This is a genomic window from Afipia sp. GW822-FHT04G07, assembly GCF_058800765.1.
In genome coordinates, this window is record NZ_JBXAMP010000001.1 from 1,897,910 (window position 1) to 1,913,892 (window position 15,983).

At 61.6% G+C, this 15,983-nt stretch carries 21 protein-coding genes; 11 read left to right on the top strand and 10 right to left on the bottom strand.

Annotated elements, in window-relative coordinates:
* The first annotated feature begins 14 nt into the window (after nt 1–14).
* Nucleotides 15–380 (top strand): hypothetical protein, encoded by a 366-nt coding sequence (locus tag AC1RKJ_RS09275; protein ID WP_492790773.1) that lies wholly within the window; start codon nt 15–17, stop codon nt 378–380.
* A 415-nt stretch (nt 381–795) separates the two neighbouring features.
* A complete protein-coding gene (locus tag AC1RKJ_RS09280; RefSeq protein WP_492790774.1) occupies nt 796–1,158 on the top strand; it encodes a tRNA-binding protein in 363 nt (120 codons plus the stop codon).
* A 28-nt stretch (nt 1,159–1,186) separates the two neighbouring features.
* On the opposite strand, the gene AC1RKJ_RS09285 is transcribed toward AC1RKJ_RS09280, so the two are convergent.
* A complete protein-coding gene (locus tag AC1RKJ_RS09285) occupies nt 1,187–1,366 on the bottom strand; it encodes a hypothetical protein (RefSeq protein WP_492790775.1) in 180 nt (59 codons plus the stop codon).
* A gap of 114 nt (nt 1,367–1,480) precedes the next feature.
* Between AC1RKJ_RS09285 and AC1RKJ_RS09290 the strand changes: the two genes are divergently transcribed.
* Nucleotides 1,481–2,272, top strand: a complete 792-nt coding sequence (locus AC1RKJ_RS09290) for a hypothetical protein (RefSeq protein WP_492790776.1) — start codon at nt 1,481–1,483, stop codon at nt 2,270–2,272.
* Between the two features lie 129 nt (nt 2,273–2,401).
* A complete protein-coding gene (locus AC1RKJ_RS09295; RefSeq protein WP_492790777.1) occupies nt 2,402–2,854 on the top strand; it encodes a nuclear transport factor 2 family protein in 453 nt (150 codons plus the stop codon).
* 23 nt (nt 2,855–2,877) lie between these two features.
* On the opposite strand, the gene AC1RKJ_RS09300 is transcribed toward AC1RKJ_RS09295, so the two are convergent.
* The gene (locus AC1RKJ_RS09300) at nt 2,878–4,158 is read right to left on the bottom strand and encodes a serine hydrolase domain-containing protein (protein WP_492790778.1); all 1,281 of its coding nucleotides are present in this window, start codon (nt 4,156–4,158) and stop codon (nt 2,878–2,880) included.
* 178 nt (nt 4,159–4,336) lie between these two features.
* Here AC1RKJ_RS09300 and AC1RKJ_RS09305 point away from each other — a divergent pair, with 178 nt between their 5' ends.
* The 4 genes from AC1RKJ_RS09305 to AC1RKJ_RS09320 all read left to right on the top strand — a co-directional run bounded on the left by AC1RKJ_RS09305 (nt 4,337) and on the right by AC1RKJ_RS09320 (nt 7,014).
* Nucleotides 4,337–4,582: a hypothetical protein gene (locus AC1RKJ_RS09305; RefSeq protein WP_492790779.1), complete on the top strand. Its 246-nt coding sequence runs from the start codon at nt 4,337–4,339 to the stop codon at nt 4,580–4,582.
* A 238-nt stretch (nt 4,583–4,820) separates the two neighbouring features.
* The gene (locus tag AC1RKJ_RS09310; protein ID WP_492790780.1) at nt 4,821–5,252 is read left to right on the top strand and encodes a nuclear transport factor 2 family protein; all 432 of its coding nucleotides are present in this window, start codon (nt 4,821–4,823) and stop codon (nt 5,250–5,252) included.
* 260 nt (nt 5,253–5,512) lie between these two features.
* Nucleotides 5,513–6,427, top strand: coding sequence for a hypothetical protein (locus AC1RKJ_RS09315; RefSeq protein WP_492790781.1), 915 nt, complete (start codon nt 5,513–5,515; stop codon nt 6,425–6,427).
* 176 nt (nt 6,428–6,603) lie between these two features.
* Complete coding sequence (locus AC1RKJ_RS09320) at nt 6,604–7,014, top strand: hypothetical protein (protein WP_492790782.1); 411 nt, start codon at nt 6,604–6,606, stop codon at nt 7,012–7,014.
* A 98-nt stretch (nt 7,015–7,112) separates the two neighbouring features.
* Here the strand turns inward: AC1RKJ_RS09320 and AC1RKJ_RS09325 are convergent, their stop codons facing one another.
* Nucleotides 7,113–7,598 carry a MaoC family dehydratase gene (locus AC1RKJ_RS09325; RefSeq protein WP_492790784.1) on the bottom strand — a complete coding sequence of 162 codons (486 nt, stop codon included), beginning with the start codon at nt 7,596–7,598 and terminating at the stop codon, nt 7,113–7,115.
* 8 nt (nt 7,599–7,606) lie between these two features.
* Nucleotides 7,607–8,065: a MaoC family dehydratase gene (locus tag AC1RKJ_RS09330; RefSeq protein WP_492792692.1), complete on the bottom strand. Its 459-nt coding sequence runs from the start codon at nt 8,063–8,065 to the stop codon at nt 7,607–7,609.
* Nucleotides 8,066–8,345: 280 nt separating this feature from the next.
* On the opposite strand from AC1RKJ_RS09330, the gene AC1RKJ_RS09335 reads away from it, so the two are divergent.
* The gene (locus AC1RKJ_RS09335; protein ID WP_492790785.1) at nt 8,346–8,651 is read left to right on the top strand and encodes a DUF4282 domain-containing protein; all 306 of its coding nucleotides are present in this window, start codon (nt 8,346–8,348) and stop codon (nt 8,649–8,651) included.
* Between the two features lie 154 nt (nt 8,652–8,805).
* Here AC1RKJ_RS09335 and ychF read toward each other — a convergent pair whose 3' ends face one another.
* The 4 genes from ychF to AC1RKJ_RS09355 form a co-directional block, all read right to left on the bottom strand.
* Nucleotides 8,806–9,903, bottom strand: coding sequence for a redox-regulated ATPase YchF (ychF, locus tag AC1RKJ_RS09340; protein WP_492790786.1), 1,098 nt, complete (start codon nt 9,901–9,903; stop codon nt 8,806–8,808).
* A gap of 33 nt (nt 9,904–9,936) precedes the next feature.
* A complete protein-coding gene (gene pth, locus AC1RKJ_RS09345) occupies nt 9,937–10,542 on the bottom strand; it encodes an aminoacyl-tRNA hydrolase (protein ID WP_492790787.1) in 606 nt (201 codons plus the stop codon).
* 21 nt (nt 10,543–10,563) lie between these two features.
* Nucleotides 10,564–11,307, bottom strand: a complete 744-nt coding sequence (locus AC1RKJ_RS09350; RefSeq protein WP_492790788.1) for a 50S ribosomal protein L25/general stress protein Ctc — start codon at nt 11,305–11,307, stop codon at nt 10,564–10,566.
* Nucleotides 11,308–11,515: 208 nt separating this feature from the next.
* Nucleotides 11,516–11,752: a hypothetical protein gene (locus tag AC1RKJ_RS09355; RefSeq protein ID WP_492790790.1), complete on the bottom strand. Its 237-nt coding sequence runs from the start codon at nt 11,750–11,752 to the stop codon at nt 11,516–11,518.
* Between the two features lie 220 nt (nt 11,753–11,972).
* Here AC1RKJ_RS09355 and AC1RKJ_RS09360 point away from each other — a divergent pair, with 220 nt between their 5' ends.
* On the top strand, nt 11,973–12,218 hold the full coding sequence (locus AC1RKJ_RS09360; RefSeq protein ID WP_492790791.1) for a hypothetical protein: 246 nt from the start codon (nt 11,973–11,975) through the stop codon (nt 12,216–12,218).
* A gap of 33 nt (nt 12,219–12,251) precedes the next feature.
* Here the strand turns inward: AC1RKJ_RS09360 and AC1RKJ_RS09365 are convergent, their stop codons facing one another.
* Nucleotides 12,252–12,890, bottom strand: a complete 639-nt coding sequence (locus AC1RKJ_RS09365) for a class I SAM-dependent methyltransferase (RefSeq protein ID WP_492790792.1) — start codon at nt 12,888–12,890, stop codon at nt 12,252–12,254.
* 83 nt (nt 12,891–12,973) lie between these two features.
* Nucleotides 12,974–14,149 carry a tRNA 2-thiouridine(34) synthase MnmA gene (gene mnmA, locus AC1RKJ_RS09370; RefSeq protein ID WP_492790793.1) on the bottom strand — a complete coding sequence of 392 codons (1,176 nt, stop codon included), beginning with the start codon at nt 14,147–14,149 and terminating at the stop codon, nt 12,974–12,976.
* Nucleotides 14,150–14,447: 298 nt separating this feature from the next.
* Between mnmA and AC1RKJ_RS09375 the strand changes: the two genes are divergently transcribed.
* Nucleotides 14,448–15,974 carry a flagellar hook-length control protein FliK gene (locus AC1RKJ_RS09375; protein ID WP_492790794.1) on the top strand — a complete coding sequence of 509 codons (1,527 nt, stop codon included), beginning with the start codon at nt 14,448–14,450 and terminating at the stop codon, nt 15,972–15,974.
* Nucleotides 15,975–15,983: the final 9 nt, after the last annotated feature.

Sequence of the window (15,983 nt, forward strand, 5' to 3'; positions counted from 1 at the left end):
TGGGGATTGATTAAATGGCCGACGCCGATCTCGATGCGCTCATCCGTCAGCTTGCAAAGCAACAGAACAAGGCCCTGACGGCTGCCGTGAAAAAACGGCGAGACCGCACTATCGCCCTTGCAGCCAAGGCCAAGGACGCTGGGAGCAAGCTACATTACCGGCAGCTTGCGAAAGACATTCTTGAAATCGGCACGGCCACCGTGAAGCGGCTTCAGATGTCCGCCGACAACGCTGCTTACAGCTATGCGCGGTCCATCCGGCAGGCGGTTGAAACCGCCGCCGCGAAGAAGGCGGATGCAACCGCCAGGCAGGCAAAAAAGAGCGCGAAGAAAGCCTCCAGGAAGACCGCTAAAAAAGCGACCGGCAAAGCCAAGGCCTGATCGCGCGCGCTTGTGATACAGCGGATCTCTCAGACGATCTGTCGCTGAAGGCGCGCCGAGCGGACATCACAAATCACGCCGCCGACGTTTTCGTCGCCACGTTGTTGGCTTACGCCTTCAAATTTGCGCCGCGTCATCGCGGGCTTCTCCGAGAAACCTCGGTGCGCCGGACTGGACGGATTAAAGTGATCATGCTGTCGCTGCGTTAAGGACAGCAGTCCATCGTCCCGTCGGGAGCAAAAATATATTAGCACCGGAAGCAATTCTGTCTATCCCGAACGTTGATGAGTTTGCGGACACCTTGCCCACGTGGATTCTCTCATCTAGACAACAATATATTGTAGCGAAGCCATGATGTTCCTTCCGCTACGCTGAAGATGTAGACGCATCACACCCGGCAGTTCGAACGCGACCGATGAATGTGACCTCCGCTCCCATCACCTACGACGACTTCGCCAAGGTCGAACTTCGCGTCGGACGCGTTCTTGACGTGCAGCCGTTTCCCAAGGCGCGCAATCCGTCGTGGAAAGTGCGCGTCGATCTTGGAGAGCTTGGCGAGAAGTGGTCGAGCGCGCAGATCACCAACTACACCGCCGGGCAACTGGTCGGCACGCTCGTGGTCTGCGTCTGCAATTTTCCGCCGCGCAACATCGCAGGCTTCATGTCCGAGGTGCTGATCCTCGGCGCGCCCGCCGCCGACGGCAAGATCATCCTGCTGTCGCCGCGCAAGGATGATAAAGGCAGCGACATCGTCGCGCCCGGCGCAAAGATTTTCTGAGACGACCGGGCTCCTCAGATCGCAAAAATTACCCGGACCGTCGGTTGGATGTGTTCTGCTTGACGTTGGCGTGATCGCCTTGCTCGTCGATATTCCTCTTTTCGTCGTCGCGATGCCCTTTGGTGGTATCGACCGGAGCCTGCGCGGCGCTGCTCGGCCCCTTGTCGCTGCGATTGTCTTCCGGAACGCGCGGAACGGTCTTGTTCATGTCGGCTCTCCTGCTGGATCAATATGACAACGCGATCCGGGATCGGCCGTTCCTTGTTTATGCTGCGGCGAATAAGCCGATTGTCCGGCTGGTCAGGCGAATCCTTCTGCCGCCTTGGCGTATGCCGTGATTTCTTTTATGACTACGGCACCAAGGATCCAGGACGGAACCAAGAAAATGCATTTGCGTATGGCAAGTCTCGGTACGCTGCTGGTTCTGCTCGTCGCCTTCTGCGCATCCGATGTCTTGATTGCAGAAAAAGCCTTGGCCAGAGAAAAAGCCTTGGCCAGAAAAGCCGAGAAGCCCGCCAAACCATCCGAGCCGCTGGCGCAGGATACGCCGCTCAACACTCTGAAGGATGCGCCGAAAGCTCCATCCCTCGCCTGCGAAGGCGCGTTCGCCAAGGACACCACCCACGCGAAGCTCGTAACGGAGTTCGGCGCGAAGCACGTCGCTTTCAAGGACGTCGAACTTTCAAGCAACGTCCTGACCAAGGCCAGTGTGATTTTCGACGAGGATCCGACCAAACGTGTGGTCGTCTTCTGGAAAGACGACAAGACCCGCAGCAAACCGGCGTCCATTTCCATCGAGGCCCCGTCGACTTGGACGGGCCCGGGCGGAGTACGCAACGGGCTTACGCTGAAGGATCTGGAAAAAGCCAACGGCACCGGCTTCAGCGTGACGGGATTTGGCGGGATCAATGGCGGCGTCGCGTCGGGGCTCAAGGGCCCATTCGTGGATCTGCCCGGGGATTGCACGCTGAAAATCAAATTCGAGCCGGGCATCGCCAATCCGTTGCCGCCGCGCTTCGCGTCGGTGACAGGGGACCAGTCGATCGCCTCGAAAAATCTCGTACTGCGCCGGGTACGCCCGCAGGTCTCCCAATGGAGCGTGAATTACCAGTGATTGCCCCACGCATCGCGCCCTGAAAAATCGCAAATAGATTGGAGAGACTTCGTTAAACCTTGCGGCAAAGGCAGCTTGCTCCCCGCGCGGTTCCCACTTACGGAACCGCCAGCTTGGGGAGACACTGCAATGAATAACGACCGGTCCGAACACTGTGTGCGGACTTTTATCGAATCTTTTTACGCCGGTGACGCCGCACGCATGGCAGAATGCTGCGGCGACGCATTTACCTCGCTCACCTACGCACCTGTCGAAATCTTTCCGCATCTTGGCCTCAAGAAGGGCAAGGAATGGATCGCCGAGTCGATCTGGATTCAGCAGGAGCACTACTCCGACAGACGCCATACGATTGATTTTATCGTCGCGGATGAAACGAAGGCCGCAGCCTTCGTGCAGGCGACGCTGAAAAAACGCGGCGATCAGCGCGTCATCAGGCTGAATACCGGGGATTTCTTTACGCTGCGGGACGGACGCATCGTGGAGCACCACTCACTGTTCGATTCCTTCGATCTGGTACAGCAGTTGCTCGGCCACGACCTGACCGATGAATTCGCCGCACGCGTGAGATACGCAATGCGATAGCTGGGCAGAAGCCCTGCCGGATCTCAGCGCGCCGCCGAAACGCCGAGTTCCTGCACCAGCCCGAACCATAGCGCGAACATCTCACGCGCCGCCGGATCCTTGTTCGGTTTCAGCCGCACGGCGGTATGCACCATCACCAGCTTTGAGGCGGGATCGACGAAGATCGCCTGACCGTTCGCGCCGAGCGCCGCAAAGATCCGCCGTTTCCCCGGCACGATCCATGTTTGATAGCCGTAACCAAGGTTCGGCGTCGCCACACGTGGCGCGCGAAATGAATCCGCAGGCGCGGTGGTCGCTTCCATCACCCACGCTTGCGGGATGATTCCGCCGCCGTCCCTGGCGAGCAAGAGACCGAAGCGGGCATAGTCGCGCAGCCGCGCGGCCAGACAGCACCAGGCCTGCTCCTGATTGTGACCATCGACGGTCCAGCTGGCTTCGTCTTCTGCGCCCATCGGCTTCCAGATTTTCTCCGACAGATAGTCTGCGAGGCGCTTTCCGGTTGCGGCTATCAGCACAAGACCCAGAACCTCTGTCTCGGTGCTGGCATAGGCGAACCGGGTCAGCGGCTGCGCCGTGCGGTTGTTGTAGCGCGCGAGGATCGTTCCGGCGTTCGGCAGATCGGAGCGACGCAGGTCGCGGCTGAACTTTCCAAAATCGTCGTGGCCATCATAGGCTTCGGAAAACGCCACGCCCGAACTCATGGTCAGCAGAGCGCGGAGCGACGTCTGGCCATAGGCACTTCCCTTCAGTTCGGATACATAGTCCTGCGCCATGTCATCGATGGAGCGAATCTTGCCGTCGTTCACGGCAATCCCGACCAGCATCGCCACCATGGTCTTCGCCATCGATTGCGAAACGAGACGATCGGTGTCGCGGCGGCCGTATTGATAGCGCTCGAACAGGATAGTCGAATCCTTCACGACCAGAAGGCCCGTCGCCGGATGCCGCGCCAGATAGCGATCGACCGTGCTGCGCTCGCCGTTGAAGTCGTAGTGCCAGACCATCCGGTCGCAGTTGCGCGCCAGCGGCAACGGCGTGTCCGGCTGCAAGACCACATGGGCCGGCAACAGCTTGTCGAAATTGCTGAAGGTCGCGACCATGCGGTCCTGACGGGTGCGATCCGCGATGGTGCCGAGCGGATAGTTCTGACCCGCGCCGTAGGCTTCCGCATCCGGCCCCGATATCGAGAACGACGGCCCGCAGTCCGTATCTTTCGCACCGGATGCGGCAGCACCGGAAGCCAGCAGCAGCAATAGCATGCACGGGAGTACCGCGCGCAGCCGGCTCAAAAAGGGAAATGTCATGAACGCGTCCTGAAAATTTCTTGATGATCTTATAAAGCGCGAAGATGACGCGGGACGGCGCAGCGTTCAAGCCGCCCTGACCCTCCGGCCCGATTTGCTTCCCCTTCGAGAATGAACCTGCTTGCCGACGCCCGCGACAACATCTGGCCGGGGCCTCGATCCCGGCCACGGGGGGTTCATGAAGTCAGTCATTCTCGCCGCTTTCGGGACCATCGCAGGTCTCATTCTCGGCGCCGCGGTCGGCGTTCTCGCCGGAATCGCATGGGTCAACATCGTCCCGACCAGCGACTTTGAAGGACAAAGCGCGATGCTAGTCTTCTTTACGTTCGCTCCCGCGGGCAGCGTCCTCGGCGGACTCGGCGGGGCCATCTGCGCCGGCATCCTCGCTTCAAAGTCGCGCATCCGCATGGACCGCGACACCTGAGGGCCAAATCCCTTCCAAAAACGCTGCAATCGTTTGTGCTGACCGGCTCAATGCGGGCGTTTTAGGCGACAAAGCCGCGTTTTCCACATTTGTGCGTTGCAATATCGGAACTTGTCCTTCGCAAGGAATCCTATATTTCAGCCCCAACAGTGGGAATTCCAGCACACCGGCACGGCGTCATTGAAGACGCCCTCTGGACCGTTTGCTGTTCAGTAATGACATTTCAGGACCAAATAAAATGACAGAGCACAGCCTCTGGCGTTTTTCACGCGCGTTTCATCGCGCACTGAACGAACGCCAGTTCGACCAACTTGATTCCGTTCTCGACGATAACGTCGACTGGGCGATCTACGGCCCTATCGACATGTTTGCCTTCTTCGGCGCCCGGCGCGGCAAGAGAGCCGTGATCGATGTCGTGCGCCAGATGTCCGATCTCGTGCAGCTTCATCGCTTCGACCGCGAGTCGATCATGCTCGGCGACGACACGGCCGCATCCCTGATGCGATACTCGCTGACGCCGACGAGGTCGGGCAATCCGATCAGCGTCAGGGTGGCGCATTTCGCGCAGTTCAGGGGCGGCCGCCTCACCAGCTTGCGCGCGCTGGTCGATACCTTCGACCTGGTCGAGCAGACGCTGGGCCGTCAGATTCATCTGCCCCAGATTGCCTGACGTCGCGTCGCTGCCGCGAAGCTTCAACCGTTTCAAAAATGCCCCGCTCCCGTGGGGCATTTTTGTTTGTGTCACAATCATCAATCGCGCGATCACGGCGGATTGAACCCGCACAGACACAATTGCGACAAACGTCATTGAGACATGGTCTGATCTCGCCGGCGTGCACGAACGCGCGCGGGCCATGCCGAAAGGTGATATTAACCTACGTCGTTCCAGATCAGCCAGGATCGATTGACGAACGCCGCGGACGACATGCAATGCCCCTGAGACACCCGCAATCCGCCTCATCACGCGCCTGGACATGGATCGCACTCGCGATCGCGGGCAACCTGTGCGTTGCGACGGCCGTTTTCGCGCAGACCGTGGACGACATTTTTTCGCAGACAACAAACGAGACGCCTGTGGAGGCTGCTGAAACGGCCGCGCCGGATGACATCGATCCGGCGACTGTCGACTGGAGCGTACTCAATACCGATCCCACGTCACCCTATGAGACGCCCGCGGCGATCGGACGGAAAGCGGCCGCGGTGCCCGGCGGCGACGCATGGTCATGGAGCCGCTCCGACAAACCGGACGGATCGTCCGCCGTGGCGATCAAACAACCGCTCACGCCGTTCTGGGATACGCGCGTCGGCGCAGATCTCAACGTCACGACCCGGACACCGATGACCTCGTCGGAAGTTCTGGCGCAAAAGCTCGCGCACGACAATCAACTGTCACAGTCGACCGGCAGCGCGTGGGCGGCAATGACCGCGCCCGGCGTCGGCTCGATCTGGGACAAGACCGCCATCGAGGCGCGTACCGATCCGGCAGCCGACCAAAGCAAATTTGGAACGTCGCTGAGCAAGAAGATCCCGTTCGGCGGCGATCAGTATTCGCTCACGCTGCAAAACGGATACAATGTCACGCAACAAACCCTGGTGCCGGTGTTCGGCCTCGGCGCGGCATCGCGCATTTATGAAACCGGACAATCCGCAAAGCTCGGAATCGCCGAAACCGGCACGAGTTTCATCGCTGGTCAAACCCACTCCACGACCGACAACAAGTGGCTGCGCACGTTCGGCGCGGAGCAAAAACTGTTCGGTGCTGTCACCGTGACCGGCTCCATCAGCGAGACCCCGGACGGTGCCGCCAACGGCAGCCTGACGGCCGGCTTCAGGCGCCAATGGTAAGTTCCGCTTAACCGGACAGCTACCATCCCGGGCATTCTCGTTTTGTCCACGGTATGAATTGACCTTCGCCCCATATTTGCCGCGTTGTGGTCACGATCGGCTGGACTGATGTACCGCTAACTCGTCGTGCGGGGGACATCCGCGCTCGCTCCAACCAGCGAAACAAGGAACAGCCGATGAATGCGCAAGCAGAGAAAACCGAACTGATGGATGAAGACAAGAACCTCGCAGCCGTTTCCGAAGTCGAGGCAGGAATTCGCGACTTCGTCCGCAAGGACGTCGCCTATCTTCGCAGGACGCCGGCCGCGCCGGGCGCGGATGCGCCTGCGGATGCCTCCGCCGATGCGGCCGTCAGCAACGTCAACACGCTGATCCATCGCGTCGCCGGTGCATCGCTCAGCGAGATCGAGACGCTGATTGCGGAGCTCGAAGGTCTTCGCACACTGATGCACAATGAAGGTCAGCGCATCCAGCGCGAGCTTGCCGGCTACGCTCAGCTCGGCCAGACCGCGATGAAATCGACGCGGATGATCGCGGACAATCTGGCGCAGTGGAAACGCTCGGCTCCCGAACCGCGCCAGGACTGAACGAATTTATTCTCTGGGGCGTGATCGCCCTTGGGCAACCTCCCTGGACTAACGCCGCCTCTCCCTCGGGAGTGGCGGCGTTTTTTTTGTGTCACGCTTTAGCCGCCCTTGACCGGCCGCCGCAGAATGAAGCCCTGTGCAATAAACGAGAACGCAAGTTCGCCGCGCTGATTGGTGCCGGTGTTCATGAAACTGGCGAGCCCCCACTCAGGCCGCGAGTCCAGCGTCCGCTTGGCAATGACTTCCGACGCATAGGTCACCGTATCGCCCGCGAGAACCGGCCTGAGCCATTTCAACTCGCGGAAACCCGGCGACGGTCCGGACACGACCGGCTTCTCGCCGCGCGCTATAGCTTCCTCGGCCTCGCGCTTGAAGTTCGCCACCAGCAGTTTCATGTTGGCCGCGGCGACATGCCAGCCCGACGCCGCGAGACCGCCGAACACCGACTTGCGCCCCGCTTCCTCGTCGAGGTGAAAAGGTTGCGGATCGAACTTCGCGGCGAACGCCTTGATATTCTCCGCAGTGAACGTGAACGATCCCGTTTCGCGGCGATCGCCGATGGTGATGTCTTCGAAATAGGGCATGTCGGTCCTTAGCTCGCGCCGGCCGCGGCGCGCCGCATCACCATCAGGGGAAGCGTTGCAAGCATCAGCGTCTGTCCCGACGCGTTGCGCATATCGTTCTTGATATGAACGAAGCCGACGTCCGGACGGCTTCTGGATTCGCGGGTGCTAACCACATCGACCAGCACCGTGAGATCGTCGCCGGGCCGCAGCGGCGAAACCCACCGCACTTCATCGACCCCCGGCGCACCGGCGGATGCGATGTTGTGAATGAAGCCGTCCCAGCAGATTCGCATCAGGAGCGCGCACATATGCCAGCCCGATCCCGATAAGCCCTTGAGCATGGATCGATTCGCAGCCTCCTCGTCGAGGTGCATGGGCTGGGGATCGAACTCGGAGGCGAATGAAATAATATCTTCCCGGGAGACGTGGTGCGGTCCGAATGTGCCGAAATGGCCGGGCTTGAAGTCTTCGAATGTGAGTTTCATCATCTCGATCGCGTTGTGGGCCGAGCGTTTTCCAGCGAAGTGGATACCGGTTCGCGTGAAGAAAACGCGTCAGAATTAGACGCAGTTTGGCCGTTATTTCGAGACACCTCAAGCCATCCGTTTCGCGTCGTCTTTCGCCTTTTCAGGCGATATGCGACAACCGGCGGCATCCGGGCGATTCAGCCATCGCTGATTCGTCATTGTCCCGGCGGCGCGCCGGTCGCTCATGCGATCGTTCGCTTGCCGCCCTCCACCTCGCGGCTCATCTGGAGAAAAGCCCATGTTTCAATTCCAGGATCTCTTCCAGTGGGACAGGTTCATATCGCCCACCATCATCAAGGCATTCTACTGGCTGGTGATCGCGCTGATTATCCTGTTCGGCATTGCAGGCGTCTTCTCCGCGCTGACGCTGATGGCGGTCAGCCCGTTCGGCGGCTTCATCCAGCTCCTGTCGGCATTGGCGGGAATCGTCGTGGGAATTATTTTCTCGCGCATCAGCGCGGAACTGATCCTGATCATCTTCCGGATCAACGAGCATCTCGGCGCGATCCGCGATCAAGGCCGCGAGCGCGAACGACAGCTTTGAACGAAAGTAGAGAGACGGGCGCGTGAGCCGCCCTCTATGGGATCGTCATGCGCGGGCTTGACCCGCGCATCCATCTAAAAATAGGTCTCGGAAAGATGGATTGCCGGGCCTAAGCCCGGCAATGACACACGTTAATAACTGCGAGAGAATACGCTTACGTATTGAACCGGAAGTGCATCACGTCGCCATCGGCGACGACATATTCCTTGCCTTCCAGCCGCAGCTTGCCGGTGTCACGCGCGCCGGACTCACCGCCGTTCGCGATGTAATCCGCATAGGCGATGGTTTCGGCGCGGATAAAGCCCTTCTCGAAGTCGGTATGGATCACGCCCGCTGCCGCAGGCGCCTTGGTGCCCTTGGTAATGGTCCAGGCGCGGGCTTCCTTGGGGCCGACCGTGAAATACGTAATGAGATGCAGCAGCTCGTAACCGGCGCGGATCAGCCGATCGAGGCCGGCCTCTTCCAGTCCCAGAGTGTCAAGGAAGTCGACGCGCTCCTCGCGTGACAGCGTCGCGATCTCGGATTCGATCTTGGCGGAAATCGCAACCGCGACGGCGCCTTCCTTTTTCGCGTGCTCGAACACAGCCTGCGAGAACGCATTGCCGGTGGCGGCTGCGCCTTCCTCGACGTTGCAGACGTAGAGAACAGGCTTCGAGGTCAGCAGCCCGAGCATCCGGAACGCGCGCTCCTCCTCGGGCTTGCGCTCGAGAAACCGCGCCGGCTTGCCGTCGCGCAGCAGCTTCAGCGAGCGCTCGACCAGTTCGAGCTGCTCCTTGGCGTCCTTGTCGTTGCCCTTGGCCTTCTTGGAAAGGTTGTCGACGCGCTTCTCGAGGCTGTCGAGATCAGCCAGCATCAGTTCGGTTTCGATGGTCTCGATGTCGGCCAGCGGCGCGATCTTGCCCTCGACATGCGTAATGTCGGAATCCTCGAAGCAGCGCACCACATGCGCCACCGCATCGACCTCGCGGATGGTCGCGAGAAACTGGTTGCCGAGGCCCTCGCCTTTCGACGCGCCGCGCACCAGACCCGCGATGTCCACGAAGGTCAGTTGCGTCGGAATGATCTGCTGCGATTTCGCGATCGCCGACAGCTGATCGAGCCGCGGGTCCGGCACCGCGACAGCGCCGACATTCGGCTCAATGGTACAGAACGGATAGTTCGCCGCCTGCGCCGCCGCCGTTTCCGTCAGCGCGTTGAACAGTGTGGACTTGCCGACATTGGGCAGTCCGACGATGCCGCATTTGAAACCCATAACCTGCCCTGAATTTTCCGGACGATGCGCGAATTACTTTGCGCTGCCGTCGTCCTTCGATGTGAAACCTTTTGCATCCATCGCAAGATGCACCTTGTTTGCAAACGACGCGTCCTGCCCGGTGACGATAAACGCCGCGTTGTCGGCGACCGCTTCGCACAGCGCGCTGACCCAAGGCATTTCGCTTTTGGCGAAATCGGACAAAACGTGCTGATGCACCAAATCCTTGACGCCGGGATGCCCGACGCCGAGCCGCACGCGACGATAATCGTTGCCGACATGCGCTGAGATCGAGCGCAACCCGTTATGCCCCGCAATACCGCCGCCGATCTTGACCCGCAGCTTCGCGGGCGGCAGTTCGATCTCGTCGTGAAACACCGTGATGTCGCCGACGCCCATCTTGAAGAACTTCGTTGCTTCGCCGACCGCGTTGCCCGACTCGTTCATGTAAGTCGTGGGCTTCAGCAGAATGACGCGCCCGGAGCCGAGATGGCCTTCGGAGGTCTCGCCCTGAAAGCGACGGCGCCACGGACCAAATCCGTGACGCCGCGCGATCTCGTCGACGACCATGAACCCGATATTGTGCCGGTTGCCCTGATACTTCGCGCCGGGATTTCCCAGTCCGACGAACAGGCGCATGGCGCGGGTTCTCTTGGCCGCTTACTTCTTCTTGTCGGCAGCAGGCTTTGCCGCAGCAGCGGCAGGAGCCTTGCCACCAGCCGCAGGCGCTTTCGCACCGGCAGCAGCAGGAGCCGCAGCACCAGCTGCAGGCGCAGCGCCGGCCGCAGGCGCAGCACCACCGGCAGCAGCAGCCGCAGCCGCCTTCTGCTCTTCGGCGTAGCCCGACGGCGGAACGATGGTGACCAGCGTCGCGTCGTCGCGCGTGAGCAGCTTGACGTTCGCAGGCAGCTTGATGTCGGTGATGTGCAGCGAGCCCGAGATGTCGAGCTTGCCGACGTCGGCTTCGAGGTACTGCGGGATGTTATCCGCAGGCACTTCGAGATCGATGGTGTGGGTCACGATGTTGACCGTGCCACCGCGCTTCACGCCAGGTGCGGTTTCCGCGTTGAGAACGTGCAGCGGAACGCTGACGCGGATTTTCGCACCTTCGCCGAGGCGCAGGAAATCCACGTGAAGCGGGAAGTCGCGAACCGGATCGAGGCTGAAGTCGCGCGGAATCACGCGGTGCTTCTTGCCGTCGAGTTCGATGTCGTGAATCGTGGTGAGGAAACGTCCCGCATTGATGCGCAGACGCAGTTCTGCGTCGTCGAGCGAGATGGTCAGCGGGGGCTGGTTGTTGCCATAGATCACTGCCGGGATACGGCCAGCGCGACGTTCAGCCCGAGCGGCCCCCTTGCCGGCCTTCGGACGAGCGGTCGCCTTCAATTCCTTGACGGTCGCCATTGTTCAGTTCCTTGAGTCTTGAAAAGTGAAGGGCCGCAAAGCGGCCCGGTTTCACGCCGCGACAAGCCTCCAGGGGTGCGGGGGCCGCGGACGTGGCGGGTTCTTAGCCCCAAAGGACCGGAAATACAAGGAAATGAGGGGATATTATTGGCTGTTTTGACCCAGGCGCCGGCGGGTCGCAGGCCGAAAAACCAAGGCGCGAGACGGCCTACTCTGCCGCCTGCTGCCGGTTCGACGCAGGAAAAACCGCACCATTCGCCCGCGAAGCGTCGGCCGGTTGGCCCGTCAGCCAGTCTTCCTGATCGGCCAAAGCGCGCAACGCCTCGCATTTCCGAAGCAATGACGCGCGCTCGTTTTCGTCGCTTGTGGCAGCTGCCCCGTCCTCGCACCGGGCGGCCCATTCGCGAAGTTCTGCGGAGGTGTTGTTGACCATCGAAATATCCATTCTGAAAAGACCCAACCCCCGAATGGACGATACACCAGAATAACTCCAACACAACTCATAACTTATTGAAAATAAAAGAGTTTTTTACTAATTTGGCGACTTCCGCGGAAGATGGGGAACTTGGGGCCCATGAGTGAATTGAGTAGTTTACTCACCCGAACCTGACTTGCCGAAACTGACTTGCCCGGGAGCGCTCCGGACCACCTGACAGGAGGAAAAAATGAACGATTTGCGCGGGGAGCGCCTGCAAATCATGCTGTCACCTGAAGAATTGTCCGCGATCGATGATTTTCGGTTCAAGCACCGGATGCCGACGCGGGCCGCCGCCGTGCGCGAACTTCTCAAGTTCGGGCTGGCCTCGGCTGAGGTCGTGACGGGCAATGGCACAAAATCCAGCGATTACGGTGTGCTGGGCCGCGGCCCGATGGGGCATCGCGAGGGCGAAGGCAACGACGGCGCGAAATAACGTCCATCCCGGACGTCAACGACCTGCTGAAGTTCAATCTTTCCTGTAACGGATCAGCGAGAAATGTCCCATCGGGGCCATCGGCCGCCGCTCCACCAGCGTCACGCCGCCATGTTGGGTGGCCCAGTTCACCAGCCGCTGCCACGGAAACTCCGGACGCCAGCCGAGCCGCCGCGCCAGCGGCGCGAAGGCCAGTTCAAAAATCTTGCGCGGTCCGCTTTCGGCGCCGATGTGATTGACCAGAATGAGTTCGCCGCCGGGCTTCAGCACACGCATGAAATCGTCGAGCGTGGCCTCCGGGTCCGGCACCGCCGTGATGACGTATTGCGCCACCACCGCATCGAACGCGCCGTCCGGAAATGCGAGATTTTTCGCGTCCATCACCGATAGCGTTTCGACATTGGTGAGGTTTTGTGCGCGCACGCGCTCCTGCGCCTTGCGCAGCATCGGTTCGGAAATGTCCACGCCGTGCAGCTTCGTGGTGCGCGAATAATCCGACAGCGACAGTCCGGTGCCGACGCCGACATCGAGCACGCGGCCGCCGATGGCGTCGGCCACCGCAATCGTCGACTTGCGGCCTTCGTCGAACACCTTGCCGAACACCATGTCGTAGACCGGCGCCCACGCGGCGTAGGCCTTCGCCACTCCGGCCCGATCGATGTCGTTGGTCATGTCCCCGCCCTGTTACGCAATACTTGTTCTTGTTCCAGCACGATCCGCGCCGGAAAGCCTTCTTATTCTTGGAGGATCAGAGGTTATCCGGCAAGAGCTTCGCGCAGGCCCGGCGCGGGCCGAATCATGCGCGGAGCGGCGCTGATGAACCCGCCGCCAAGAACACGCGCCTGTCCCGCAGGGGCATCGTAGAACACGCAGGCCTGTCCCGGCGACACGCCCTCCTCGCCATCGACGAGTTCGACTTCATAAGCATCACCGACGCGGCGCAGCCACGCCGGCTGCGGCGCGCGGGTGGAGCGCACCTTGACGAACATCTCGAGGCCATCGCCGACCGCGCGATCCAGTTCACCGTCGCCGATCCAGTTGATGTCGCGCAGCAGTATCCGGCGGACGTTGAGTGCCTCGCGTGGACCGACCACCACGCGGCGCGTTGCCGCATCGAGGTGAACGACATACAGCGGCGCGCTCGCCGCGATGCCGAGGCCGCGGCGCTGGCCGATGGTGAAACCGACAATGCCCTGATGGCGGCCGAGCACCTGGCCATCGAGATCGACGATGTCGCCGGGCTCCATCGCGTTCGGCTTCAGCCGCTCGATCACGTCAGTGTAGCGCCCGGTCGGCACAAAACAGATGTCCTGGCTGTCGTGCTTGTCGGCCACCGACAGACCGAACCGGCGCGCCAGTTCGCGCGTCTGCGCCTTGGTCATGTCGCCGAGCGGAAACCGCACGTCGGCCAGTTGGTCCTGCGTGGTGGCGAACAGAAAATAGCTTTGATCGCGGTCGGCATCGGCGGCGCAGACCAGCGAACGCGATCCATCGGCAAGACGCCGCGAGGCGACATAATGTCCGGTGGCCAGCGCCTTCGCGCCGAGGTCGCGCGCCGTGGTCAGCAGATCGCGGAACTTGATCGAGCGGTTGCATTCGATGCAGGGCACGGGAGTCTCGCCGTGGACGTAGCTTTCGGCAAAGCTCTCGATCACCGACTCGCGGAAGCGGCTCTCATAATCCAGCACATAATGCGGAATGCCGAGGCGCGCGGCGACATCGCGTGCGTCGTGAATGTCCTGACCGGCGCAGCAGGCACCCTTGCGGTGGGTCGCCGCGCCATGATCGTAAAGCTGCAGGGTAATGCCGACCACGTCGTAGCCTTCGGCCTTCAGCAGCGCAGCCGTCGCCGAGGAATCGACGCCGCCGGACATGGCGACGACGACCCGGGTGTCTTCCGGGCGACCTTCGAGGTCGAGGCTGTTGAGCATGGTGCGGCCGATCTTTTGTTCCGGGGGCGCGGCCCCCGCATCCGGTCATCGCCCGGATCGCACTTTACTTATAGTCCGACCCACCACGAGGCAATCGCAGCCCGCGTTGATCTATTCCAATGAAACCCACGGCGCGGCATGGGGAAAATCTTGCCGCCGGGCAGAAAGCCCCCGGTCCTGCGCCCCGATCTGGCGACACGAATACCAAATAACTATTTGAAAAATATATATATTTTCTTTCGCTCCCGGTGGCCCGGTCCTTGCTCAATCAGATGAGCAGCAATTTGAAAGGCCGCCCGTGTTCAGCGTCACCCCGGAACCAGCCGTCTCCAACTCCACCTACGGTTCGCAGGCGAAGCAGCCGCGCGCCGAGCAGCCGCCTTCGGACGGCTTTTCCGCTCTGGTCGACAGCAACGCTGCGGCAGCCTCCGACACCAACCGCGCGGCTCGTCCGGCCACCGATGCGCCGCGCCGCGATGTGCGCGGGAGCGATACGCCTGCGCCGGGCAATGACCGGCCGCAGGCCGATGCCTCCACCACACCCTCGAATAACGAGTCCAGCGCCTCCAAGCAGGACGCCGATTCCTCCACGCCAACCGACGCGACCGCCGCCGGCAACAAGCCCGGCAAGACCAAGTCCGCGTCCGGCGATGCCAAGACCGACGACAAGCCACAGGATGGCGACACAACCGCAGCCGCTAGCGCTGCCACTGTAGCTGTTACGGCGGTAATCCCTGCCATCGTGACCGACCCGGTCGCGGTCGTGATCGCTGCGACCGCTCCAGCCGTTGACGATACGGCGTCCGCAACAACCATTGCAGCAACCGCTGCCATCGCCAGCGCCTCTGCCGTCACTGCTGCGCCAGCCGACGCATCGGCGGCACAGGCAGTTGAGGCTGCAGAGACCGCAACCACCGGCGCCGCCGTCAAGACCGAGACAACTCCCGCAATCGAGACCGCCGCGCCGGAAACCTCCGCTGCGACGATCTCTGCTGCTGCTCAGGTTATCAAGTCGGACAGCGGCAAGACCGAAATCCTGGCGAAGGATGGCGAGCCCGCGCCTGCCAAGGACAGCAAGCAGGCGGCCGATGTATCGGCCAAACCCGTGTCGGATCACGCCATCACGTCGGAAAACGGCACGGCGACCGCTGACGACAAACCGGCGGAGCACGACAAGGCCGCCACGGACACCGGCACCGCTGAAAAAAGCGAATCATCGGAACGCACCGCGAAGCACACGCCGCAAAGCGAGCAGCGCGCCTCCTCCGCGCCCGCACCGTTGCAGGTCGCGCAGCCCGATCCCGGCTTGCAGTCACCTGTCGCCGTTCAATCGGTGGCGCAGGTCCACGCCGCCAATCTCACGGCAATCCCCATGCCGGCAGCGCCGCTTGCAGCCGGAATGCCAGTCCCGCTGAACGGACTTGCGGTCGATATCGCGCTGCGCGCGGCCGGCGGCAGCAGCCGCTTCGAGATTCGTCTGGATCCCGCCGAACTCGGCCGGATCGACGTTCGGCTCGACGTGGACAAGCACGGTAACGTCACGTCGCACCTGACAGTGGAGCGGCCTGCGACACTGGACATGCTGCGCCGGGATGCGCCGCAGTTGCAGCAGGCGCTGGAAGACGCAGGCCTGAAAACCGGCGACAGCGGATTGCAGTTCAGCCTGCGCGATCAGTCGTCGTCGGGTCAGAACAACGACAACGGATCGGGCCGCAATTCCCAGCGCGTCATGATCGCCGAAGAAGACACAGTGCCTGCGCAGGTCGCAGGACGGACTTACGGCCGCATGCTCGGATCGAGCAGCGGCGTCGACATCAGGATTTGAGGAGACGAT